19 protein-coding genes are annotated in these 22,925 nt (G+C 61.6%); 6 read left to right on the plus strand and 13 right to left on the minus strand.

Annotated features, from left to right (window positions below):
* Positions 1-234: 234 nt before the first annotated feature.
* Positions 235-642 (plus strand): nuclear transport factor 2 family protein, encoded by a 408-nt coding sequence (locus tag AC5RWO_RS05405; protein WP_498729935.1) that lies wholly within the window; start codon positions 235-237, stop codon positions 640-642.
* Between the two features lie 946 nt (positions 643-1,588).
* Positions 1,589-2,176 carry a TetR/AcrR family transcriptional regulator gene (locus tag AC5RWO_RS05410; RefSeq protein ID WP_498729936.1) on the plus strand — a complete coding sequence of 196 codons (588 nt, stop codon included), beginning with the start codon at positions 1,589-1,591 and terminating at the stop codon, positions 2,174-2,176.
* A 281-nt stretch (positions 2,177-2,457) separates the two neighbouring features.
* Here the strand turns inward: AC5RWO_RS05410 and AC5RWO_RS05415 are convergent, their stop codons facing one another.
* Positions 2,458-3,987 carry a class I adenylate-forming enzyme family protein gene (locus AC5RWO_RS05415; protein ID WP_498729938.1) on the minus strand — a complete coding sequence of 510 codons (1,530 nt, stop codon included), beginning with the start codon at positions 3,985-3,987 and terminating at the stop codon, positions 2,458-2,460.
* A gap of 246 nt (positions 3,988-4,233) precedes the next feature.
* Here AC5RWO_RS05415 and AC5RWO_RS05420 point away from each other — a divergent pair, with 246 nt between their 5' ends.
* Positions 4,234-5,019, plus strand: coding sequence for an enoyl-CoA hydratase-related protein (locus AC5RWO_RS05420; RefSeq protein ID WP_498729939.1), 786 nt, complete (start codon positions 4,234-4,236; stop codon positions 5,017-5,019).
* Between the two features lie 35 nt (positions 5,020-5,054).
* Here AC5RWO_RS05420 and AC5RWO_RS05425 read toward each other — a convergent pair whose 3' ends face one another.
* The 4 genes from AC5RWO_RS05425 to AC5RWO_RS05440 all read right to left on the minus strand — a co-directional run bounded on the left by AC5RWO_RS05425 (position 5,055) and on the right by AC5RWO_RS05440 (position 11,316).
* Positions 5,055-5,999 (minus strand): NADPH:quinone oxidoreductase family protein, encoded by a 945-nt coding sequence (locus tag AC5RWO_RS05425; protein WP_498729940.1) that lies wholly within the window; start codon positions 5,997-5,999, stop codon positions 5,055-5,057.
* A gap of 125 nt (positions 6,000-6,124) precedes the next feature.
* Positions 6,125-7,273 (minus strand): saccharopine dehydrogenase family protein, encoded by a 1,149-nt coding sequence (locus AC5RWO_RS05430; RefSeq protein WP_498729941.1) that lies wholly within the window; start codon positions 7,271-7,273, stop codon positions 6,125-6,127.
* 189 nt (positions 7,274-7,462) lie between these two features.
* Positions 7,463-9,235 (minus strand): hydantoinase B/oxoprolinase family protein, encoded by a 1,773-nt coding sequence (locus AC5RWO_RS05435; protein WP_498729942.1) that lies wholly within the window; start codon positions 9,233-9,235, stop codon positions 7,463-7,465.
* Positions 9,232-11,316: a hydantoinase/oxoprolinase family protein gene (locus AC5RWO_RS05440; RefSeq protein ID WP_498729943.1), complete on the minus strand. Its 2,085-nt coding sequence runs from the start codon at positions 11,314-11,316 to the stop codon at positions 9,232-9,234. Before AC5RWO_RS05440 ends, AC5RWO_RS05435 begins: the two co-directional genes overlap by 4 nt.
* 596 nt (positions 11,317-11,912) lie before the next feature.
* Here AC5RWO_RS05440 and AC5RWO_RS05445 point away from each other — a divergent pair.
* From AC5RWO_RS05445 to AC5RWO_RS05455, 3 genes are all read left to right on the plus strand, one after another.
* Positions 11,913-12,662 (plus strand): SDR family NAD(P)-dependent oxidoreductase, encoded by a 750-nt coding sequence (locus tag AC5RWO_RS05445; protein WP_498730103.1) that lies wholly within the window; start codon positions 11,913-11,915, stop codon positions 12,660-12,662.
* A 143-nt stretch (positions 12,663-12,805) separates the two neighbouring features.
* A complete protein-coding gene (locus AC5RWO_RS05450; RefSeq protein ID WP_498729945.1) occupies positions 12,806-14,011 on the plus strand; it encodes a cytochrome P450 in 1,206 nt (401 codons plus the stop codon).
* A gap of 400 nt (positions 14,012-14,411) precedes the next feature.
* Entirely contained in the window at positions 14,412-14,732 is a 321-nt protein-coding gene (locus AC5RWO_RS05455; RefSeq protein WP_498729946.1) for a hypothetical protein, read from the plus strand.
* A 155-nt stretch (positions 14,733-14,887) separates the two neighbouring features.
* Here AC5RWO_RS05455 and AC5RWO_RS05460 read toward each other — a convergent pair whose 3' ends face one another.
* From AC5RWO_RS05460 to AC5RWO_RS05495, 8 genes are all read right to left on the minus strand, one after another.
* On the minus strand, positions 14,888-15,025 hold the full coding sequence (locus AC5RWO_RS05460) for a hypothetical protein (protein ID WP_498729948.1): 138 nt from the start codon (positions 15,023-15,025) through the stop codon (positions 14,888-14,890).
* Positions 15,026-15,241: 216 nt separating this feature from the next.
* Positions 15,242-16,537 (minus strand): cytochrome P450, encoded by a 1,296-nt coding sequence (locus AC5RWO_RS05465; RefSeq protein ID WP_498729950.1) that lies wholly within the window; start codon positions 16,535-16,537, stop codon positions 15,242-15,244.
* 684 nt (positions 16,538-17,221) lie between these two features.
* Positions 17,222-18,064, minus strand: a complete 843-nt coding sequence (purU, locus tag AC5RWO_RS05470) for a formyltetrahydrofolate deformylase (RefSeq protein WP_498729952.1) — start codon at positions 18,062-18,064, stop codon at positions 17,222-17,224.
* Between the two features lie 2 nt (positions 18,065-18,066).
* Positions 18,067-19,182 (minus strand): aminomethyl transferase family protein, encoded by a 1,116-nt coding sequence (locus tag AC5RWO_RS05475; protein WP_498729954.1) that lies wholly within the window; start codon positions 19,180-19,182, stop codon positions 18,067-18,069.
* Between the two features lie 186 nt (positions 19,183-19,368).
* Positions 19,369-20,601, minus strand: coding sequence for an NAD(P)/FAD-dependent oxidoreductase (locus tag AC5RWO_RS05480; RefSeq protein WP_498729956.1), 1,233 nt, complete (start codon positions 20,599-20,601; stop codon positions 19,369-19,371).
* Positions 20,602-20,613: 12 nt separating this feature from the next.
* On the minus strand, positions 20,614-20,931 hold the full coding sequence (locus AC5RWO_RS05485; RefSeq protein ID WP_498729958.1) for a 2Fe-2S iron-sulfur cluster-binding protein: 318 nt from the start codon (positions 20,929-20,931) through the stop codon (positions 20,614-20,616).
* A gap of 249 nt (positions 20,932-21,180) precedes the next feature.
* Positions 21,181-21,396: a hypothetical protein gene (locus AC5RWO_RS05490; protein WP_498729960.1), complete on the minus strand. Its 216-nt coding sequence runs from the start codon at positions 21,394-21,396 to the stop codon at positions 21,181-21,183.
* A gap of 281 nt (positions 21,397-21,677) precedes the next feature.
* Positions 21,678-22,709, minus strand: a complete 1,032-nt coding sequence (locus AC5RWO_RS05495) for a beta-keto acid cleavage family enzyme (protein ID WP_498729961.1) — start codon at positions 22,707-22,709, stop codon at positions 21,678-21,680.
* Positions 22,710-22,925: the final 216 nt, after the last annotated feature.

Below are 22,925 nucleotides of genomic sequence, written 5' to 3' on the forward strand. Positions count from 1 at the left end.
CAAGCTCCTGCGAGGGCGCCGGAGCAGGTTAAGTATCTGATGAACTGAATCACGCTGGTATGAACTGAATCACCATTAAGGGGCAACGTCAAGAACTTTTTCCAAGGCAGCGCGCTATTGCCTTTCAGTCCCAGTGTTGGCAATAATCAACCAGACAACCGGGCAGCGTAATTAACCAACCGCACTTAACGGTCGTAAGATCGCCGGTAGCCCGCAAAACGATAAGGAGAGAACGTGTCCACAGAGTCTTCCCTCAGCCTCCTGCACGACTACCACGCGGCGTGGGAACGAGGTGACCAGGCCGCCGGCATAGCCTTCTTTGCCGAAGACGTGGTTGTCCACATGGGCGGCAACGGGCCGCTATCCGGGGACTATCATGGCCGCGAGGCATTCGCCAGGGATTGGATCGGCCGCGTTGCCGCCTACACCGACTCCTGGGAGGTCGGCGGGCAGAACGAGGTCCTGCTTGCCGGTGACGACGGCGTGCTGCTGATGGTCCACGAAGTCTGGACCAAGGGCGACCGCCACGTCGCCACCGACCGGCTGGGGCTGTACAAGTTCGCTGACGGAAAGATTGTCGAATGCTGGTTCAGCGATATGAACCAGCACGAAGTTGAAAGCTTCTTCGGCGACCTGCACTAGGGCTAGCCAGTCTGCCGGCACGAGCTCACAGCAGGATTCCCAATTGGTGGCGAAGCCAAATGAGGCATGCGTCAACCGCGGCTGCGGCCCGCATCTTGCCGGGCTTGTCGCGTTCGGCAGCTATCCTGTATTCCTGTTCCCGGACGGCCCGGCCCCTTGTGGGTTTCAGTATCGAAGTCTGCAAGGGGTCGGGCCCCGCGCTCGGACGGACTCGCCTGCGCGACATTCCTTTTTTCCTGCAGCCCCAAACAGTTCTTTGGAAGCAGGGCTGGAGTCCCCACCTGCTCTGTGGTTTTCTGATGATCTGTAAAGACAATGGGAAACCATGGAGCTTTTTTAGTTATCTCTGAGAGCCCCCATCCGGCCGAACTATCAGCTGATCCAGCGTGTCCTGCGGACGGGGAGACAGTCCAGACGGAAAATCCGCGCCATCCAAGAATTAGAAGAGCCATGTAGATGTGAGGAGAAGCAGGACCAGCATAAGTCCCAGGTCAGAAGAAGAACTGGACGATCTCGCTCCAAGCCTCTGCCTGCACTTCATCTCGAATGCATGCCCATTTCTGAGTCGCCTACCCATACCTCTTAAGTTGATAATCCGCCGCGTGCATCCGATTCCGCCTCAGGCACGGTCCGGGCAGCAGCTGCGCAACTGGCATTGAAATGCAAGCAAAGGGCGTCGCGTCATCGTTTCCACTCGCACTAAACTACCCGCCTTACTGCGGACTTGATCTTCAGCGCATGGTGCAAAACACTTTGATGGGCGTTAAGCTCGTTATGAGTCATCGTCGGACGACCGGCTGTACGCGGTTTCGCGGACGTGGCCGTCAGCCGTAGACCGCGAGCAGATAGGAATTTGAGGATGGCAGTGGGCCGAACCGCCAATAGAACGAGCCCGGGGGGCAAATTATCCGCACGTAGCGGAGATGTGATTGGCCGGGACAGAGTCATGAAGGTAGCACTGCAGATGTTTCTGCAGAATGGGTATACAGGAACGAGCATGAAGGCCGTCGCCCAGGAGCTGGGGGTTTCAGCACCGGCCCTCTACTGGTACTTCCCTTCAAAGGATGACCTTTACGTCTCCGTCTTCGAGGCTGCCATGAACGACTTTCTGGCGCACGTCCGGAAGTCGATCACGGAGGAGGAACCCGTCCTGAAATTAGGGCAGATAGTGCGCGCCCACGTGACCTGGCAGCTGGAGCAGCTGGGCGCAGCCCGCGCCTTCGATCTGACGATGACCTATAAAGGAGAGGCGCACGAACTCTCCAGCGACCGCCTTGCACCTGTCTTCGAAATGCAGCGCAAGTATGTGCGCGAGGTCGGGGAAGTCTTGCAGGCCGGAAAAGACCGCGGTGTCATGTTGGTGGACGACGTCACAACAACCACCTTCGCCATCATCACGTTGTGCGACTACGTGTTCACCTGGTTCGATCCCCAAGGTGAAATGTCCATTGCTGCAGTCGCAAACCGGTACGAAGGCATCGTAAGGCATATGGTCGGGGCCTCCGCGGTCCTGAACTCCCGGGCATCAGGCTAAGAGGCCGGATCGCGGCTGATTAACAGCATCCTCACCGACCAAGCGAACTCTGAGCCGACGCAGTTTCCGCATGCCCGCTATCCGTCCAAGTCAGCCCTAAACCACTCAGCCCCTGGCCGCCTCCGACTAGAAGAGGGCACGCATCCAAGGCGCGGGCCCCCTTGACTCTGAGCGGCGCTTCCGGTGGGGCGTCTTCCGAAACTTGATCCGCAGCTCAAGCACACCTCTGGACAGAAAACCACACCAGCCGCAGGAACCCACGAGCCCTCTCCCGCAAGGCCTTAGGCCTGTCGCGCCAGACCCTGGCTGGGTAAGCCTTGAAAGTGGGCCGCGACTGCACGCCGGTCGATCTTGCCGCTGGCTGTTCGAGGCAGCGGGTTGAGAACTTCGATCCGTTCGGGAACTGCATAGTCAGGAAGCAATGACTGCAGCGCTTCCCGGGCTACCACTTCGTCGAAAGCTGTCCCCGGGCGTTCCTCAACGGCTGCCCACACGCGGTTCTGCAGGATCGGATCGGGCACTGCGAAAACACAGCTCTGTCCCACCGCATCCAGGGCGGCCAGCAAGGCTTCAACGTGGGCGGGCAACACCTTTTCGCCCCCGCGATTGATTACGTCGTCGACCCGGCCCTCGATGTAGTACAGCCCGTTGTCCAATTTGGCCAGGTCACCGGTCCGCAGCCAGCCGTCATGGATCTTCGAAGCGGTCAGCTCGGGCTGACGCCAGTAGCCCTGCATCATCGTTGGACCTTGGACCCATAACTCGCCCACCTTGCCCGGTGCGACGTCAACCCCGTCTTCACCCACGATGCGAATGGTCGTGCCGGGGACGGAGAAGCCCACGGACTCGCCGTACTTCCGGGCATACTCGGGAGTCAAGAAGGACACCGCTGACCCGTACTCGGTCATCCCGTAGCCGTGGAAGGGGCGCATGTCCGGCCATTGTGCCAACAGTTCATCGATCCAGGTTGCCGGCATCGGCGACCCTCCATAGAGGAGGACCCGGATCGAGGCAAAGGCCCTGCCGGCTCCTTCAGCCAGCATGATCAGACGAATGATGCTCGGAACGGCTGCCAAATACGTCACGGGACGGACCGAGAGCGCGGCAACAGCCTCCTTCGTGCTGAATTTATAGAGAAGATCGGTCCGGGCTCCCAACAGCAGCATGTGGCCGAACTGGTCCACAAATCCAGTGTTGTGGAACATCGGTACGACGACGAGGGTCGAATCGCCCTGATGGGTTCCCAGTACCCGGACGAATGCCCAAGAGGCTTCAGCCAGGGCCTCCTGCGTGAGGGTGGCACCCTTGGGCTTTCCGGTGGTCCCGGAGGTGAAACTGATGAGGGCAGGGGATCCTGGATCAGGGTCCGGTAATGCCGCAACGGCCGTGCTCTGGTTGTCTTCACTGAGGCGCCTGACCCGTTCGGCCGAAACGTGCGAGGTAATTTCTGAGTGGGCGTCATCGGCCAGGACGAGCACCGCATCGAGCAGATCCACCTGGTCCGCGAACTGGGTTGGGTTGAGCCTGTTGTTTGCCGGTGCTACTACGGCGCCCAAAGACAGAACGGCCAGGTAGTGGACAATCCACGCAATCGTATTGTGGCCTACGATCACGACACGGTCGCCGGGCCTCACATTTTGTTCGGCGAGCCAAGCCATACACAGCGAGACTTTCTCCGACAACTGAGCATAAGTAAGCTCATCCGGCCCCGCGGTGAGAGCAAGATTCCGTGGAGTGACCGATGCCCAATGTTTGAGCGCCGCCGAAAGCGTCGGGAAGGGCAACGGCCGGTCGTCAAGGTGCTGTTTCATGTGCAGGTACTCCTCGTAGCTTGCGCAAATTCCAAGAAAGGAATCGATCGGTGTTCTCCTCGGCCCAGGGGCAGACCTCATGCCGCACTTTTCCTGAAACACCTGGACCCAAATAAGTGGTTGTCTATTTAACGTTAATTCAATAATCTATAGATGCCCTAGGATCTCGTCAAGCAAAATCCTGGAAGACAAGAACGTTCTTCTCCCCTGACCCTCGGCAGCCCGCGACCCGGCCTTGGAGGCCCTATGACTTTGACCGATGTACGTGTCGACCTAGATGGCCCAATCATGACCGTGACGCTCGAGCGGCCGAAAGCCAATGCGATCGACGCCTCGACGAGCCGGGCGCTATACGACGCCTTCTCCATGCTTCAAGATGATGTTTCCCTGCGCGCCGGTATCCTGACGGGCGGCGGTGAACGTTTCTTCAGTGCGGGCTGGGATCTGAAGTCGGCCGATGCGGGCGAAGGCACCGGCGCGGACCACGGACCGGGCGGATTCGCCGGGATCACAGAACTATTCGGCCTCGGCAAACCCATTGTCGCGGCAGTTAATGGCTCGGCCTATGGGGGCGGAGTGGAATTGATGCTGGCAGCACACTTGGCGGTTGCGGCCGAAACGGCCGTGTTTGCATTTCCGGAGGTCCGTCTGGGCGTCCTGCCGGACGCTGGCGGCCTCATCCGTCTGCCAGCTCGCCTGCCGCGCCCGGTGGCCCTTGAGCTGTTGCTGACAGGTCGGACCTTCAGCGCACTCGAGGCGAAGCAATGGGGCCTGGTCAACAGAGTCGTTCCGGCGGATCAGGTATTAGCCACGGCCAGGGAGCTTGCCTTCTCGATTTGCCAGTCCGCACCTTTGTCCGTCGCGGCGACCCTTGATGTGGTCGACGCGGTGCAAGGACTCGGCGAAGAGGAAGCCTTCCGCGCTATGCGGGGAAGCCTTCCGACTGTTGAGAAGGTTCTAAGTTCCGCCGACGCCAGGGAAGGGGCCCGTGCTTTTGTGGAAAAACGCCAGCCCGTGTGGCGCGGATGCTGACAGTTGCAGCCGCCATTCAATTGTCCACCGCAGCATCAGGTCAATGAGAGGACGGTCCGTCCCACGGCAGAACGTGCGGAGAGGCTTTCCAAAGCCGGACCGTAATCGCTGAGCGAGCCCCCCTCCCGGACAGCGGGTTTGATATAACCTGCTTCCGCGAGTTTCATCAGTTCGTCCCACGCCTTTCGGCTGAGGCCCTGCCGCCACAGGTAGTCGGACTCGACGCCGCGCACGTCCGTGTTGGTGAGCAGAAGCCGGTTCACCTTGACCGTGGGAATCTCGCCCGAGGCGAAGCCGACGACCATGACCCGGCCCAAGGGTGCCAGCGTCCTGAGCGCGTTGGTCATATCGCCGCCGACAACGTCAACGACGATATCGACTCCTCGGCCGCCAGTGAGGTCCCGGACAATCCCTGGCACCTCGTTTCGAAGCACGACATGGCGGGCGCCTGCTTCGGCGGCCACTACCGCCCGTTCCTCACTGGACACCACCGCGATGACCTGGGCCCCCAGCCCTGCTGCGACTTGGATGCTGGCAAGGCCCACTCCGCCGGATGCACCCAGCACCATCACCCAGTCCCCTGAGGCCAGACCTCCCCGGGTCACCAGGCTGAAGTGTGCCGTCAGGTAATTCATCGGAATCGCAGCCCCGTCGGAGAACGACATTGTCGCGGGCAGCGGATAAAGCCGGTCATTGGGTACGGAAAGGATCTCGGCAGCCGCTCCATAACTGAGACAGCCTGCCACACGGTCACCAGGGGAGAACTCGGACGAGCCCGACGCCTCCAGGACAACGCCGGCAAAATCCGAGCCGGGGCTGAAGGGGAAGTCGGGCTTGACCTGATACTTACCTTGCGACATGAGCAGATCCGGGAATGCCGGGGCGACAGTCCGAACCTCAACAATGACTTCGTCGCGCCCGCGCACCGGGGCTTCGATGTCGAGGACCTTCAGGCCCGAGGGCCCTTTAGGGCCTGACACGCATACAGCACGCAATGTTCCGTCCTTACTGAGAAGCGACACTGCTTGAGTCGATGACGCCTAAGCAGCTCCGTCTACCGTCGGTTATGGGGATCCGGCACTATTTGCAGAAGTTCATCCAGCGCTCACCCGGCCATGGCGGTGGCGGCGAGCAGGTCGCGGATCCGGACGTGCTCGATGATCTCTCCGCCGCGGGTCCGGTATGCGGTCATGCCGCCGCCGCCGGCTGAGACCTCACGCAGCGATGCGAAGAAGTCAGCAGGGTTCAGGACCTCCGGGCACACTACGCCCGGACCTGGCACGCGTCCCTGCAGGGCGACAAGGGCACCGGCCGCTGCGGGGGTTCCGGTGGCGTCCTCCTGGCTCATCTTCCCGCCCGAGAGGAAGACAATTCCTTCGCTGCCAACGCGCACGTCGACGATCAGCCCCGACCCCACGGGTTCGCGGTCCGCATGCTGCGTACGGGCGGTTTCGAAGATGGTGTGCATCGCGGCCGCCCGGTCAGGGCCTTCGGGGAGCCGCGAGATCGCCCAGCCGAGGTGCGTGAAGTCCTCCGGGATGAGTCCGCCCTTGTTCGATGCCTCCGTGACCCTCGTGAACTTCGGAAGGGTGAGCACCTCCGGGTGGCTCAGCGTCACGACGAGCTGTTCTCCGACCGGCTCGGGGAACTTTACGCGCTGCGGCTCGAGTTCCTCCCATATTGGAGTCCCTCCGGCTTCCGGAACCGCAGTGCTGAACGAGTGCGCGAAGTGGGGCACCACAGCCCCGACCATGTCGTGTGCGTCGACGCACCACGTAATCGACGCACTTGCTTCCTCGGGGGGCAGGGAGTCGAGGGCGAGCCGGACGAGCACGTTGGTAGTCCCCGGCGCCGACCCCATGCCGATGAGCGCGGTCACTCCCGCTGCCTTGGCCGCTTCGTCTCGCTGCAGCAGCAGTTCGGTTGCATCGGCATCGTCGCAGATGTCAACGTAGTTTGTCCCGGCCGCGATGGCAGCGTCGAGGATGACCGGTCCCAAGGTGTAGTAGGGTCCGGTGCAATTAAGAACCAGGTCGGCGCCGGCGAGGATTTCGTGGAGTTTCCCGGGGTCTGCCAGAAGGTCGAACTCTACCTGCTGCACCTCCTGGTTTCCGGCGTCGATGACCGTGTCATCGCGGAACCGGCGGTCAGCGCAAATCAGACGCAGTTCCGTGGCGGAACGACCCAATCCGCGGATCAATCCCGATGCCTGGGCGCCACCTGCGCCAAGCACCACTACTGTCGGCTTGCTCATCCTCGGTACCTCTTTCGATTTTTTCGTTTGATTAGTCCTGGTTATGGGCCGACCGTGTTGCTGGTATGCACCTGTTCGGCCGCATGGCCCATGCGGGTGTATGTTCCACTTCGATGCCGGACCCAATACGGTCCGGCTGCCGTGCCGGCGCAAAGCCGCCGGCACGGCAGACGTCGGAGCTGTGGCGGATCAGTTAGCTGCCATCGCAGCCCGCCGCCGTGAGGTGGCGTCCTCATCGACGGTGAGACCGTTCTCGGTCATCACAACCTCAACCCCGTAAGTCGACCTGGCGTGCTCTTCGGTCTCCCACTTTTCGAGAACATCCGCCAGGACTAGGCTGGGGTCGCGCTCCAATGGCGGCCCATATCCTCCGCCGGAAGCGTCAAAACCGTGGATGGTCTCACCCGGGTTCAGGACCACGGTGGCGGTGTTCGGAAGCCTTGTGCGGGATCCGTCGGCCGTCTCCAGCCAAACTTCGGCGGTTCGGCCTTCCGAACCTCCGGCGACCCCCTTGGAGGGGTTGATCTGGCCGTCACAGGGATAAATGACCGTAATCGGATCGGTCTTGGGGCTGTACGCGAGCTCGAAGGACGGGCCGCCACGGAACTTGCCCGCTCCACCCGTGTCGGTCACAAGGCGAAGATGCTTGTAGAGGATTGGCATCTTGATTTCATCAACTTCGACCGAGTCCCGGTACATCAGCCCGCTCACGCAGGGAACCCCGTAGGTGACCCAGCCGTCGGCGTGGGCGCTGCCAGGGCCGCCGTTCGCGGTGACGCATACCTGGTTCACAAAAGCTTCTCCGCTGCGGCGGTCCGTTCCGGACAGCACGGCGTAGCCGGCGCCCACCCCGACTGCCCCCTCCGCCACACCGTAGGGCTCGCCCAGCTGGGCGAAAGCGGCACCGACGCAGTTGATCAGCCGGTCCGTGACGTTGGTGGTCGCGACCGAGCAGCTATGCGGGAAACGTGGCTTCCCGACTGCGGAACCTTCGTTCATGTCGATGAGTACACGCCTGAAAGCGCCGGAGTTTTTCGGGATTTTCGTCGGGATCGCGTTGAAGATCCCGCTGAACACTGCGGCCCGGGTCGTTGCCTCCGTCAGGTTCAGGCCGCAGTCAACGTTTGGCCCGTTTTCGGTCAGGTCGACGTGGATCCGTCCTTCGTCCGGTTTGATCTGGATCCTGACGTCGATCTCCAGCCCGTCCGGAAGATACGGGAGGAACGCGTCGTGTCGTCCGGTGTTGTGCAGTGTGGCGGCCGGAAGGTTCTCGATCGCCTTGCTCATCATTTTCTCGCTGTAGTCCAGCCAGTCGTGCATGAACTGCTTGACCGTTTCGATGTCGTACTTGGCGACGAGCTCCTTCAGCCGGCGCTCCGCGATGCGGGCCGCGCCGACTGAGGCCAGATAGTCTCCGTACCACTGCGATGGAACTCTGATGCGGCTGCGGCACATGCGGATGACATCGTCAACGTTTTCGTAGCCGGACTGCACTTTAACGGTGGGGAAGATCAGGGCGCCTTCCTCATAGACGTCCTTGGCCGAGGCGTGATATGTGGTCGGGATCGAATTTCCGACGTCGGACTGGTGTGCCTTGGTCACTGCGGTGAACAGGTGTTCTCCGTCGATGAAAACCGGGACAAGGATCGTGTGATCGGCAGCATGGGAGTTGCCCACGTACGGGTTGTTGTCGAGGTAGGCGTCCCCCTCGCGCAGGTCGGGGTGTGCAGCGCGCAGGGCCCGGGCTTGGAGCTGGGCCCCGAAAACATGCACGGGGATTCCTTCGGCGGCTGCCAACAGCTCGTCGTCGGCAGTCAGGATGGCGCAGGAGAAGTCGCGTGCGCTGTTGATGACCGCCGAGCGGGCGGACCGCAGAAGCGTGTTGGTCATCTCCCGCACGATCCCGTCGATTTTGTTGGCGATGACTGCAGTGCGGATGGCATCAAAATTCTTGTTGCTCATGCCTCGTCCTCCTCGATGTGAAGCAAATAGTTCCCGGAGTCGGCGACCTGGGCAGCCATCCCGGGGTAGATGACAAGGGTTGTGGTGGGTTCCTCAATCACGGCCGGCCCGCTCACCCGCGTGCCGGGAAGGAGATCGGCCGGCTTGAAGACCGGGGTTTCGATCTTCCCTGCACCGCCGAAGTAGCAGGTCCGATTGGAAGTAGGCTGGCCCATCCGCTCTCCGGCGGCTGGAAATTCCTGGCTGGCACGGGGAAGGCGGACAGTCACCCGCGCCCGCCAATTGAGGAATTCGATGGCCGAATCCGGGTCGCGGACGGCCATGATCCGCTCGTGCAGGTCATGGAATGCACTGAACAATTGCTCCTGGTCGCCCTGCAGGCTCAGCCGGACCGATGATAGCGGCAGGTCAATCGCCCAGACCTGGCTCTTATACCGCGCCTCCACGCCGAACTCCATGGAGTGATCGGGGTAATGGTCACTGAATCGGCCGGCGAACGCTTCGAGCTTTGCCTCGAGCCCTTGGAGGACTTTCTCCACGGCCGCTGCGGCGAAGGCATCCGAGGACGTGATCAGGGCAGCAGATTCCTCCTTCACGATGTCCGCGAAGTGCATGCCGGAGGCGGAAAGGGCCGAGGCCACCTTGGGCAGGATCACACGGCGGGATCCCAACTCGCTGGCGATCTGCATGATGTTGATGCCGGCCGCACCGCCGCCGGCTACCAGCGTGCTGTCCTGGGGATTAAGGCCCTGGACGATCGTGATCTCGTGTACAGCCTTGACCATCGCTTCGCTTGCCAGGGACAGAATTCCCCAGGCGGTCTCGAGCACGCTCACCCCAAGCTGGGCGGCGACCTTGCCGATAGCGACCTCTGCTGCGGAGACATCCAGCTGCATTCGGCCCCCCAGGAAGTAGTCAGGGTCGAAGTAGCCGAGGACGCAGGCTGCGTCGGAAAGCGTCGGCTCGGTCCCGCCGTTGCCGTAGCAGGCTGGACCAGGCTCGGATCCCGCTGACTGGGGGCCGACGCGAAGCAGGCCTCCCTCGTCGACCCAGGCAATCGAACCTCCACCGGCCCCGATGGAGCGGATGTCGACGGAGGAGATGCCAAGGAGGTCGCCCTCCCACTCGGGCCCGATCCACGTGTCCCGGGAGTGGACTACGGCACCGTTGCGGGACAGCCCGACGTCGAAGGTCGTGCCTCCGGTGTCTGCGACGATCATGTCGCCGCCGAGTCCCTCGAGGAGGGAGTAATTCAGGCCGGCGAGAGGAGCCATCGAGGGCCCGCTGCGCGCCGTATGGATCGGTGACTCGATGACCTCCTCGATGTTCATAACCCCGCCCATGCTCGTGGAGACCAGGATGGCTCCCTTATATCCGAACTCGCGGAGGTCCTGCTCCAGCTGCTTGAAGTGCTGCTGCATCAGGGGCTTGAGCGAGGCATCGATCGCTGCTGCAGAAGTCCTGCGGTACTCCCGGATGATCGGTGCGATCTGGTGGGACAAAGTCACAGGCACACCTGGCGCAACCTCGGCCAGAAGCTCCGCCACCCGAAGTTCGTGGACAGGATTGACTACCGACCACAGCAGTGAGACGGCTACAGCCTCGAAGCCGTCCTCACGAATATTCTTCAGCGTCTCGCGAAGGGACTCCTCATTGATCCCGACGACAACTTCGCCCTCCGAATCGATCCGCTCGTGGACGCCGAACGTATGCCGCCTAGGAATGTAGGGATCGGGGTACTGCTTGGTGAAGTCGTATCCGTCCTGCTTTCCGCCCTCTTTGAGCACCAGCACGTCCTCAAATCCGGCCGTGGTCAGGAGCGCGGTCTTGGCGATGTCTTTGCGCGTCACGATGGCATTCGTCGCACGCGTGGTGCCGTAAATAAAAAGATCAGTATCAGCCAGGAGCTCCTTTGCCGACTTTCCCAGCTCGTTCGCAGCGACCTCGATCGCCTTGGACATCCCGCGGAAAACCCTGTCATGTGTGGTCAGCGACTTGCCGATCACCTGTTTTGACGCCTTGTCCTGCACAACAACGTCGATAAAAGTTCCACCGGTATCTGCGGAGACCTGATAGCTCATAAGACTCTCCCTGCTGAAAAATTAAGGTTCCCGCTTCGCATGCCCTCCAGGAGAGCTCATAGGCGGGCGCCGAAGGTTCTGTTTATTGAATGTTAAGTAAGTAACACTTGTCAAGGGTTTTCGATCTTTGCCGGCCGACTGCTGCCTGCCGGGCTGCGCTGTAAGGCCCGCGTGTGTCCGATCGTCAAAAGGTCGGCGTTGACGAAGCCTTCCCGCGTCCGCCCGCGCCAGCAACTTTATGACCATTTAATGACTGGGAACTTAAGCCCGGACTCCAACTTCCGCTGGAGTAGAAGCTTCACGGGTGCATCCCCTTGCTCCCCCCATGCGGATTCCGCCCGAGACCTTGACGAACACTTTAACGGTCATTAAGCTGACTCAGACGATAGTAATCTAGCTCACGTAGACGTAGACGTAGACGTAGACGTAGCCGAGCCAAGACGGGAGGGCCGCCTTGGCTGCGGCGAATCAATTGACTACGGATTGCTCACCCGAGAGGCGGGGGCAACGCGAAAATTAATGGGCATTAATATCCGCTACAGCTCGTAGCGGTGGAAAGTCGGTGTTTCTTGGCAACGTTGAATGAAGACACGGTTGTGATCGTTACGGGAGCAGGATCCGGAATGGGCGCAGCGATGGTGCAGGAATTCGTAGCTGAAGGCGCCCGGGTGGCCGCTCTGGACATCAATATCAAGAGCGCGCAACGGACAGTGGACGAGCTGGACAACCCCGAAAGGGCCCTGGCGGTCAAAGTCGACGTCGCCGACCCGGAGTCGGTACACGCCTCAGTTGACGAGGTGCGCACGTGGGCAGGACGGATCGACGTGCTCTGCAACAACGCAGGCATCATAGACAGCTTTCAGCCGGCGCACGAAATATCACTCGCCGAATGGGAACGGACGATCGCAGTGAACCTGACAGGCCCGTTCCTTATGTCCCGGGCAGTAATTCCCCAAATGCTGGAACAGTCCGGCGGCGCGATCATCAATACCGCATCCATCTCGGCCCTCAGCGCTGCGGGCGGAGGCACCGCCTACACCGCATCCAAACATGGAGTGCTGGGCCTGACCCGCCAGCTCACGTTCGACTATGGCCGGCGCGGCATCCGGGTAAATGCCATCTGTCCAGGGGCCACCCTCACCGGACTCACCGTGCCGGAAGGCGGCTCCGAAACCCTGCCCGACAACGAGGACGAGATTGCACGCACGCCTGCCGGCCGCTGGTGCCAGCCCCGTGAAATCGCCCGCCTGGCTGTCTACCTGGCCAGCAAAGACGCGGACTTCATCCACGGTGCCGCGATGGTCATCGACGGAGGCTGGCTAACCGCAGCAAGAAACCCCATCTAACTTCCAGGACCCGGCGCCCCTCCGCTGTCAGACACCCGTCCAGCCCGCCGCCGGGATCTTCTCCCGCTGCTTCAGCAGCAAGGGAAAAGCCCACCAGCACACCAACGTCCTGCGCATCTCAGGACCTGGATGAAGGAGACACTGTGACAACGACAGAACATACGATCACCGCTCCCCCGGGCGAAGACCTCCTGCCCTGGAGGGACCCGGAATTCGTGAAGGCCCCCTGGCCGTGGTTCGCGCGTGTGCGCGAGCAGTTCCCGATCCTCCAGCTTGAGGATGAGACGATCATCATCACCCGCTACGACGACGTCGTCGAACACCTTAAAAATCCCTCGCTCGTAGCCGTGCCGCCGGAAGGGATCGGCGACAGTCCTTGGGCATCGAACCTCAACTCTGTTCTGCTCACCGAAGGGGAACGGCACAGCAGGATCCACAAGGCGTTCAGGAAATGGTTGACACCCAAGGCCACCAAGGGAATGGGCGACGTCGCCGCAGAGTCGGCGCGGGCAGCCTTGGACAGAATGGGCCCCGACGGCATCATCAATGCCCACCGCGACCTCGGTGTGCAGCCTGCCCAGGACGCAATGGCCGCCATGTTGGACATTCCCAGTGAGGACGGCATCCCCTACATTCTCGCCACAAACCAGACGATGGACTCGCTGGGGTGGGAACCAACCGAGGACGAGAAGACCCGCGCCTGGGAAGGGTTCGGGTTCATGATGTTCAACGCCGAACGCCTCATCCAGGAGAAGCGACGGAACCCCGGAAACGGGCTACTGGACGCAATGATCCAGATCACGGAGGAGGGCGGGCTGACGGAGCGCGAGCTCAAGGAGTCGATCCAGATTCTGTGGGGATCCGCTGCGCACAACCCCGGATACTGCATGGCATCGGCACTTGCCGACCTCGCTGCCTATCCGGAGGCGTGGAAGGAATATAGGGAGAACCCCGACGCTCGTACCGCCATTATCAACGAGGCGTTCCGGCGGGCACTGCCTGAGGTGCTTGTCGACCGATACACGACAGAGCCCTACGAGATCCACGGCTTAACAATTCCCCCAAACACGCAGGTCCGGTTCATCCTCGGCGCTGCCGTACGCGACCCGGAGGTCTTCCGGAACCCCGACGGGTTCGACTGGACACGTCCCCCGTCGGCAAGCATGGCGATCGCCTTCGGCGCAGGCACACACAGTTGCTGCGGCCAGGGTGTCGCCCGCGTGGAGATGCGGGCCGTCCTCGACGTCGTCGCCGAGCGGTTCGAGAAGATCGAGGTTATCGGAGAACCCCAGTGGGTCTTTTCCGACCGCCACCGCAACTGCGAGGGGCTGACCGTACGGCTTTCGTAAGCCCCTGACGGTCCGGTTAGCGTTACGGCGCTCAACGGTTCGAGCACATACATATTGTGCTCGAACCGTCGCGAACCGATTCGCGACCGCTTGCCTTTAGATATAGGAGTCACACCCCTGAGCATGACAACCAGCGACCGCGGGGCCGTGAAGCTCTTACTCATTGTCTCCGGATCGTTGAGCGGTGGGACGATTGCGGGTCGTCGCTGGGTTCGTGGAGATCCCCATTCATGGCCCACCGCCGCTGCTCGACGGGCAGGCCGCGTGGTCCCTGGGCCGCCGGAGCCCGGCGTTGAGCGCTCCCCGATCGGTTCGGGGTCGAGGAAAGCCCCAGTCCTTTGAACCAAGGCTCGAGGTGGCTGAAAGCACCAGCTCCCGGGCGGCGCGGGCCAGGAGGTTATTGGCGCCGCGGAGCCGGCAGCGGGTGACCATCAGGACCTACCCGCTCCTGGCATGTTTTGGGGTCTGGCCCGACCCGGTCTTGGCCGAGGCCGGCGAGGGCACCCACAGGTTCCTGTCCTGCCGAGGCGCGCTGTTGCCGGGCAAACCTGTGCTCCGCTTGGTAGCCGTGGGCTCCGTGGAGCTCGACGGCGTCGAAACCGAAGTCTCTCGAGGCGAGGGCCGCCCGCGTAAAGTAGTCCCCTGGATGAGATTGAGCTCGATGGCGGTTGCGGCAGGCCGTACGTGGCGCCTCAAGCGCAACGCCGACGGACTAACTTAGGGCGGACAGTTTCGGGTTTGCAGCTGGGCAATCCATGAGTTCGGCGCCCAGATGCCAGTGCCGAGGTGCGATGAGACCCCCAGCTGCTGCGCGGCTGCTACGAAGCGCTTCCATGCGGCGAGCTGCGGCCGGCCAGACATGCGGCACCCGCGAGCTCAGCTGTCAGTGCCGGTATCCGCCGACACGTAAACGCCTTCAGTGATCAGGAGTACGACTCCCGCCGCTGCCCCGCGGGCATAGTAGGAGATCGCCTCATCTATGACCATGCCATCCGGTGAGAATTCACTGGTCATCGATGCCATCGCGAAACGGTTTGGGCCCCGGAGCGCGCCGAGCCGGACCGGCGTCAAGAGTCATGAATAAGAGGCGTAGCGGTTAGCCGTCATCTGCTATGGCATTTTCTCAACTTTCATGGTGGGTTCTGCACAAACGATCTGCCGGACTCCGTGAGTGCCAGTGGCCACGATGCCGGCTCGACTCACGAAGTCTGAATGGGTAAAGCTGCATTCTCAGTTTCTTAGGCGGAGGGGAAGCTTTGTAAAGTGGCGTGAAAAGTCGGTGTTATCCATCTCAAACGGCCCGGCCAGTTCAATGAATTTGAATCGCGAAGCCACTGTCTCAAAGATCGTGCGCGCTTGGGCACGCGCATAACCTTGACCTGCGCAGGTGTGTGGGCCCAGGCCAAACGACAGGTTCTTGCTGTGGTCCAGCGGACGGCGGAAGTTGAAGCGATGCGGGTCCTCGAAGAATTCGGCATCACGGTTCGCCGCGCCCATCATGAAGCGGATCCGGGAACCCGCTGGGATCTGCACGCCGCGGATCGTGACATCTTCCAGCGTCGTCCGGTAGAAGGAAAGCTCGGGCGGATCGTACCGCACGACTTCATTGATGATGGCATCGCGAACTTCGGGATTGTCTCGGAAAGCCGCATAAACGTCGGGGAGTTCCGCGAACACGCGCAAACCGGCGGCGATGAGGTACCCAACGTCCATGTGGCCGAGGCTGTAGAGCATGAGGGCGGTCGCGCGTATCTCTTGGCCTGACATGGTTCCTTCCCGCCCCGCATCTATCAGCGCGTCGATCAGGCCGTCGCCGGGCGAGGCGCGTCGAGCCTCGATCAGCGCGTCTATACGCTGGCCGAGCTTGCCGAAACCCTCGGCCGCTGTCTCCCACGTTCCTGACCGCGGACGAGCCGACAGCATCGGCATCGTGTCAGCCATCTCAGTCATGACCTCGATCGCCTCTTCGTCGTCCACCTGAAGCACCCGGCACATGGTGCGGTGTGTGGGCAGGATCGAAAGGTCGAGCCAGCCGTCGAGAATGTCGTTCTGTTTCTCGTCGAGGATTTCGTTCGTGACCGCGGCTGTAGTGGTAACCCACTCGCGCACAGCCTTCGGTGCGAACCACTTCGTCGTGTGCCGCCGCAATCGCGTGTGTTCAGGAGCATCACGGCCGATGATCGTGGAGCTCGCGACCGACCATGGCCCGGCCGCATCCCATCCAGGTTCGACCGACATGCACGCCATCGGTCCGAACTCCATGACGTCCTCGTAGCGTGAGACCACGTATGCGCCCGTGTCGTCAAGCAGGACTGGCATCTCCGCCTGGGCGCGGGTGTACCACGGATTGGGATCCCGCTCGAACTCAGGGTCGTCCCATGGGTAGTACCCGTACGCGGACAGCTTTCCATCCCCCGAGGGGAGTGCCCGACAGGTGTTCAGCGCGATGCCTCCGGACTGGTAGGCGGCACGGTCCTCGCGTGCGGTCCCTTTCCGCGTTGCAATACTCTCCATAATTTCCTCCATGTCGGTATCTTCTTTGTGCTATCCAGGCCGAGAGCCCCAGTAGACGGTTCTCTATGACTTGCTAGCCTCGTCTGCAGCAGCGAGCTTTGCCTCACCTGCCAGTACGTCGTCGGCGAAGCAGTCGATAGGCTTACCATCATTTCCGGATGTGTCGACCCCAAACATTCCCGGCAGACAAACTGAGAGGACAAGCGATCCCAGCCAGAACAAGCTGCATCAACCGCAAACGGGAGTAGCCATCGCGACGATAAGGCCGCGTTCGCCATTGCATCAGCACCATTCCTGTGAGAGCTGCATCACTGTTGCCTTGATTACTTAATCAACATCAAATAAGCGGAAGCGTCAAGGGACTTGGTGGTGAAGTCCCTTGTTGCTGCGACTGGGCGAGATAAGGTACGGAATGGGCAGATGCTTCCTTTACTTGCCTTCAATTGGACGGCCCTAGGCGGACTCGTTGGCGGGTGCGGCCTTGCTGCGCCGGGTGGACAGACAGCGTTTTCGGCGATACTTGCGCCCACCCCCGGTTTCTGGGCGCCTTGGTCTGCCTTTCCAGCAAAAAGCCCATCTAGCACGTCGGCACCTCCGACAGGGACAGGGCCGCTTTCATGCCACGCCCTGAAGCACACTCGGCGGCCGGACTCGGATCGGGTTCGGTGGCCGGCCGCCCGGTCGATGGATCAGGGTCTAGGAGAGGATGACTGTGTGCTGTCCGGAGAGGAAAACGCGGTCGTCGGCGTGGAGCTGCACAGCCCGCGAGAGAACCTTCCGTTCGACATCACGTCCGATCACCACTAGGGTTTCCGCGCTGCCTCGATGATCGACGCGGACAACGTCCTGCTCGATGATTGGTCCTTCATCGAGGTCAGCGGTGACATAGTGAGCGGTCGCCCCGATGAGTTTTACGCCTCGCCGTCGCGCCTGGTGATACGGCTTGGCACCCTTGAAGCTTGGCAGGAACGAATGGTGGATATTGATGATCCGGCCCGCGAAACGTGCGCAGAAGTCGTCGGAGAGGATCTGCATGTACCGGGCCAATACGATGAAGTCGGCGCCGCTCTCGTGGGCCAGCCTCGACAGCTCCTGCTCCACGGCAACTTTGGTCTCCGCGGTGACCGGAAGGTGGTGGAACGGCACACCGGCAGCCTGGACAACGTCGCGCAGTTCCTCGTGGTTTGACACGACCATCGGGATCTCGATCGGCAGTTCTCCCCTGCGGTATCGGTACAGCAGGTCGTCCAGGCAGTGATCGAGCTTCGACACCATGATCAGGGCACGCCGCCGGTCGCGGAGTCTCCTTAGCTCCACGATTGGGTCGAAGCGGGCAAGCCGGTCGACCAGTTCAGTACGAATGCTCTCCGGGTCTTCGGCCGACTCAAATTCCACTCTCACATTGAGCTGCCCGCTATCCTCGTCGGAGTACTGTGCGCTGTCAAGGATGTTTCCGCCGGTGGCTACGATCCCGCCGGTCATCGTGTGGATGATGCCGGGTTGATCTGCCGCCCGTATTCGCAGTATGTGGCGTTCCAAGATCAGCTCCTGACGCGGTTGCGCTCGGGATCGTAGGCCGGCGTCTGGCGAACCGTTGCGCCGACGAGCCCTTGATCGCTGTCGATCTTCAGCGCGGTGCCGATGCGCGCGTGAGTGCTGTCCACGCGTGCGAGGGCAAGAGTCCGGCCGCTAAGCGCCGGTGAAGAAACGGCCATCGTCACGCGGCCTACGGGTTCTCCGTCGAGGGACAGGGTCCGGCCGTCGAGGCCGGCGGCGGCAGCGTTCGTCTCGATACTCACCAGACGTGTGGGAACGTTGTTCTTTTGTGCGAGCAGCGCCTCCCGTCCCTGAAAGGGGCCCTTCTCGAAGTCGATTGTCCAGCCCAGGCGGCACTCGTATGGTGTAGTGGAGCGGTCGTATTCGTACTCGTTCATGACCATGCCTGCTTCCGTGCGGGCCACGAGGATCGCTTCGAGGCCCATGAGCTCGATTCCGAGGTCAGTCTGGGACAGGATCGCGTCCCAGAGGGTGTCTGTGTGTTCGACAGGCACCATGACTTCATAACCGAGCTCAGCCGTGAACCCGAGTCTGAGGATGGTTGCAGGAATGTTCGCGACTTCGACGTCGAGAAGCGAACCGTAATACGGCAGCGCGTCGTTTGAAATGTCGGCCGTCGTGAGACGCTGCAGCAGAGCGCGGCTCGAAGGGCCCTGCAGCGACACGGCCGCAAATTCGGAGCGGCGATCCATGACGGTGGTTCCATCCGGAACCGCCTGCTCCAGTTGCTGCTGCGTGAGCTGCTCTCCGCCGAGGACGAGAACCGTCTGCGGGGAGAGCTTCACGAGCGTGACATCCTCGATCATGTAGCCGTCGTCGTCGGTGAAGACGCCATACGCCACCCGGCCGATGGGAAGGGCTCTGACGTTGCGGGAGAACACCCTGTCCACCGCGGCGACGGCGTCGGGGCCCTCGACGAACCACTTGCGGATGGTTGAGTATTCGAGTGCGACGACGGCCTCGCGGAGCGCCTTGTACTCCTTGGCCGGATCGCCGTAATGGAGCGCAAAGGGCCGGCCGAATGAGTCTGCCCACCCGGTGACCCGATCTGCGAAGCGCGCTGTTGTCGGGTTTGGTTCGAGTTCTACTGGTATCGGCATTGATGCTACCTCTCGCATTGGCAGGCAAGCCACTGGTCAGCGGCTTGCCTGCTCTTGATATAGGGACAAGCTCGTGCGGTGAAACTGAAGTCCGCGATCGCCTCGGCGGTCGGTCAGTAGTCCCGGTGAGCGCTTAGCTGACAACTGAGACCTGGAATAGTCTGATGGTTTTCACGCTCGGAGCAGTCATGGAACAGGAAGGCTTCGGGCATACGCCTTCAAGTCGAAGTCATGGTTGCGGATCTGTTCCATGGTGATGCCGGTGCGGTGCTCGAGAAGCCTGCGGGCGGCGACATGGTCTGCAGGTGAGTTGACCGATTCGACGGCTACGAGTTGCCCGTCGCGGAAAAGGAATTGGCTGAATTTGCCCGTCGAGCGGTTTCCGCGTTCGATTACGACGTCGGCGGGGTCGGCCAGCCCCGCGATCTGCAGCTTTGCAGGGCCTTGGTTCGACCAGAACCAAGGTGCTATGTCGTAGGTCGAGGGATCCCCCGTGATCGTCTTGGCGACAGTCTTGGCCATGTCGGTCGCGTTCTGCACTGATTCGAGCCGCAGATTCCCGCCGACGTGGCGTGATGGAAATACCGCGAGGTCACCGATGGCGTACGTATTCGCCATGTTTGTGCGCAGGTACTCATCCACCAGAATGCCCCTGTCGCACTTGACCCCCGCGGCGGAGGGGAGATCGTCATCGGTGACTACACCCAGTCCCACGACGGCGAAGTCGCATGGGTAGACCGCGCCGGAGGTGCCGGCCACGGCGGTTACTCGGCCTTGCTCGCCAACGAAGTGGTCAAGGCCCTCGCCGAAGTGCAGCTTTACTCCCAGCCCGGAGTGTACCTGCGCGAAATAGTCGGACATTGACGGGGACAGCACGCGCTGCATGGGACGCTGGGCAAAATCGATGACGGTGACATCCAGCCCGCGCTGCGCCGCGACCGCCGCAAATTCCAGGCCTATGAACCCGGCACCGACTACGACGACGCGTCCGTGGCCCCGGTCGAGCTGGGCACGCAACGCTACGGCATCCTCGACCGTGCGCAGGTAACCGATGCCTTCCAGTTCGTTGCCCGGGCACTCGGCCCTGCGGGCCTCGGCGCCGGCAGCGATGATCAACTGGGTATACGGTATCGGCTCGCGGCCTTTGACACAGACCAGCCGCGCTTCGCCGTCAATGTGCGTGGCCTCTGCCCCTGTCCGCAGACCGATGTCGTGCTCGCGGTAAAAGACGTCGCCCCTGAGCGGCATGGGCGTGGGGTCCCCGCCCTCCTTCATGTAGTCCTTCGACAGCGGCGGACGCTGGTAGGGCAAGTGCCCGGCCTTGTCCAGCAGGACGATTCGGTCCGCGTAGCCCTCCGTGCGCAGCGACTCTGCCGCCTGTACGCCGGCGTGTCCGGCACCGATGATGACAACGCTCATGTCGCCCTCCGACTAGCTCTGGTTCGCAGGAAGATCGACCACGATTTCGACGAAGTCGCGGCCTGCAACGACCTGGCAACCCAGCCGCGAATTGCCGAGACGGTCCTCGGCGGTGCAGTCGAGCATCTCATCCTCGTCTTCGGAGATCTCGGGCAGATCAGCATCACTACGCACGTAGACATGACAGGTGGCGCACATTGTTTGGCCCCCGCATTCACCGACGATGCCTTTGACGCTGTTGTTGAGGGCGGCGCGCATGATCGAGGTGCCTTCGGGAACCTCAACCACGTCGACGCCTCCGCCGGCCTGGTGGTACGTGATCTTTGGCATTGGTGTCTCCTCACAAAATAACGCTTCTTAATGTCCTCCTTATTTAACGTTAATCAAGGAGAGCGGTCAAGAGTTTTTATGAATTGGATCACGCCCGCCCGCCAGTCGGGGAGAAAGGCGTGGGAGGACAGCCCGTGGGGAAGATTGAGCTGTCGGAATGCATGCAACATGCGCTGCTTGTAATTCTGGCGCCAAGGCTGCGGACAGGGTCCCCCGGCCTCCGGGTCTGCTTGGAGCCTGTCCCGGTCTTTAGGAGTAAATTCGCGTCTGGTCGCCTACAGGCAGGACCTCGTAGCCTTCTGCCTTCTCGTACAGGGCACGTGCATCCACGCCATGGGCGGCAATCCAAAGCGCATCGGCAGTAGCGGCGACGTCCTCCACATAACCAGTCCGAATGGTCCGCCCGGCCTTCTGAATCTGCACCTGCAGGCCGGCCAGATCTGTCCACTCTGCCTTGTTTTCCATGAGGATGCCTTTCATTTCGTGAAGTTATTGACGTGCGTGTGCTTACTTGGAGGAAACCTCGACACGGCGCAGTGGTGGCGGCACAGCTGGCGATGCACTTGCCGTGGCGGGCAAATGACTGTCCGGTGGAGTGAAGGACCTGTTTCCGCACCTCTCTTACCTCCACCCGAAGCAGGTGTCATCTGATATTTGAAGGTGGCATGGTACAGCCCTGCTGCCCGTCGATCCGTTGTGCTTGCGGACTGACTGGGCAGCAGGGCTAACAACATTCGGCCCAAGTCTCAGTGGCTGGCTACTGCGGCCTTGGTCCGATCCTTCAGGCCCATGATGGCGCGTGTCTCCGAGGGCGTGGCGATGCGGCGGCCGACGACTTCGGCCAGCTGCTTGGCCAGTTGGAATGCCTCGAGGTTGCTGGTCAGCTTGTCCTCGCGGTGCGGCCACTTGAAGTAGGTGTCCTCCATGCCGACACGGATGTGCAGGCCCATGACTGCTGCGAGGGTGGCCAGGTAAGTCGAGGCCCTTCCGGCCGCACAGACCATGATGACCGCTTCCGGGTCGACATCGCGGATGGCTTCGACGGTCCGGGTAAGGCTGGCGACCATCTGCCGCGGATTTTCCATGGGGCTGCAGCCTGGAAGTGCGGGTAGCACCAGCCAGGTCGCACCGGACTTGAGCAGCCCGGACTTGAACAGGTAGCGGTCGGCGTTGGAGACATCGGCGTCGGTGTAGATAGCGATCTCGGGGACGGATCCGGCCTCAAGGATCTTGCGGGTCTTCTCCAGCAGGATCGGCGTGGGCTTAACGAAAAGGGAATCGCCGATATAAGTCGCTGTGCTGTTGATCGGCGCCGCGTCGAGCAGCCCCGAGTCCAGAACATCGAGCATTTTCTCCCACTCCCCGTCCAAAGCCGGGACCAGGCAGGCGTCCACCGGCACCTCGGGGAATTCCTCGTGCAACGGCTGGATCACGGCCTCGAACCGCTCCGGAGATAGGACGTTGTAGCCGCTCTCGTCCCGGACGTGGATGTGGATCGCGCTGGCTCCGGCGGCGGCAACCTCCCGCGCCGAGGCGAGGATTTCCTCCGGAGTGATGGCCTGGTGAGGGTTCTGGTCCTTGCGGAAGAACGCTCCGGTGATTGCCACCGAGACGATCATCTGCTCCGGAATTTCGGCCCAGGGCTCCGAAATGGGCGCGTCGTGGTAGCAGGAGTGTTCCAGATCCATGACCGTGGGTAAGCCGTACGGTCGCCAGATCATCTTGTTGTTCTCGCGGGCAACGCCCTTGGATACGCGGTCCCAATCGATATTCGTCATGACTCTCCTCGTCATTTCGCATGTGCAGTGGACTTTCCGGAAAGAGGACTTGCCTACTCCCGCATTTGCAGCCGGAGATTCGCCCTCCTGTATTATTGATTTAACATTCATTAAGGAGAGGCGTCAAGAGTTCAGAGAGACTTCGTGACAGCGAAATTGTTCCTGCCCGGTCGCCCGCATACCTCATTGCCGTTCGCGACTGCGGGCGCACTATTG

The sequence above is a fragment of the Arthrobacter sp. B055-34 genome (assembly GCF_059090425.1).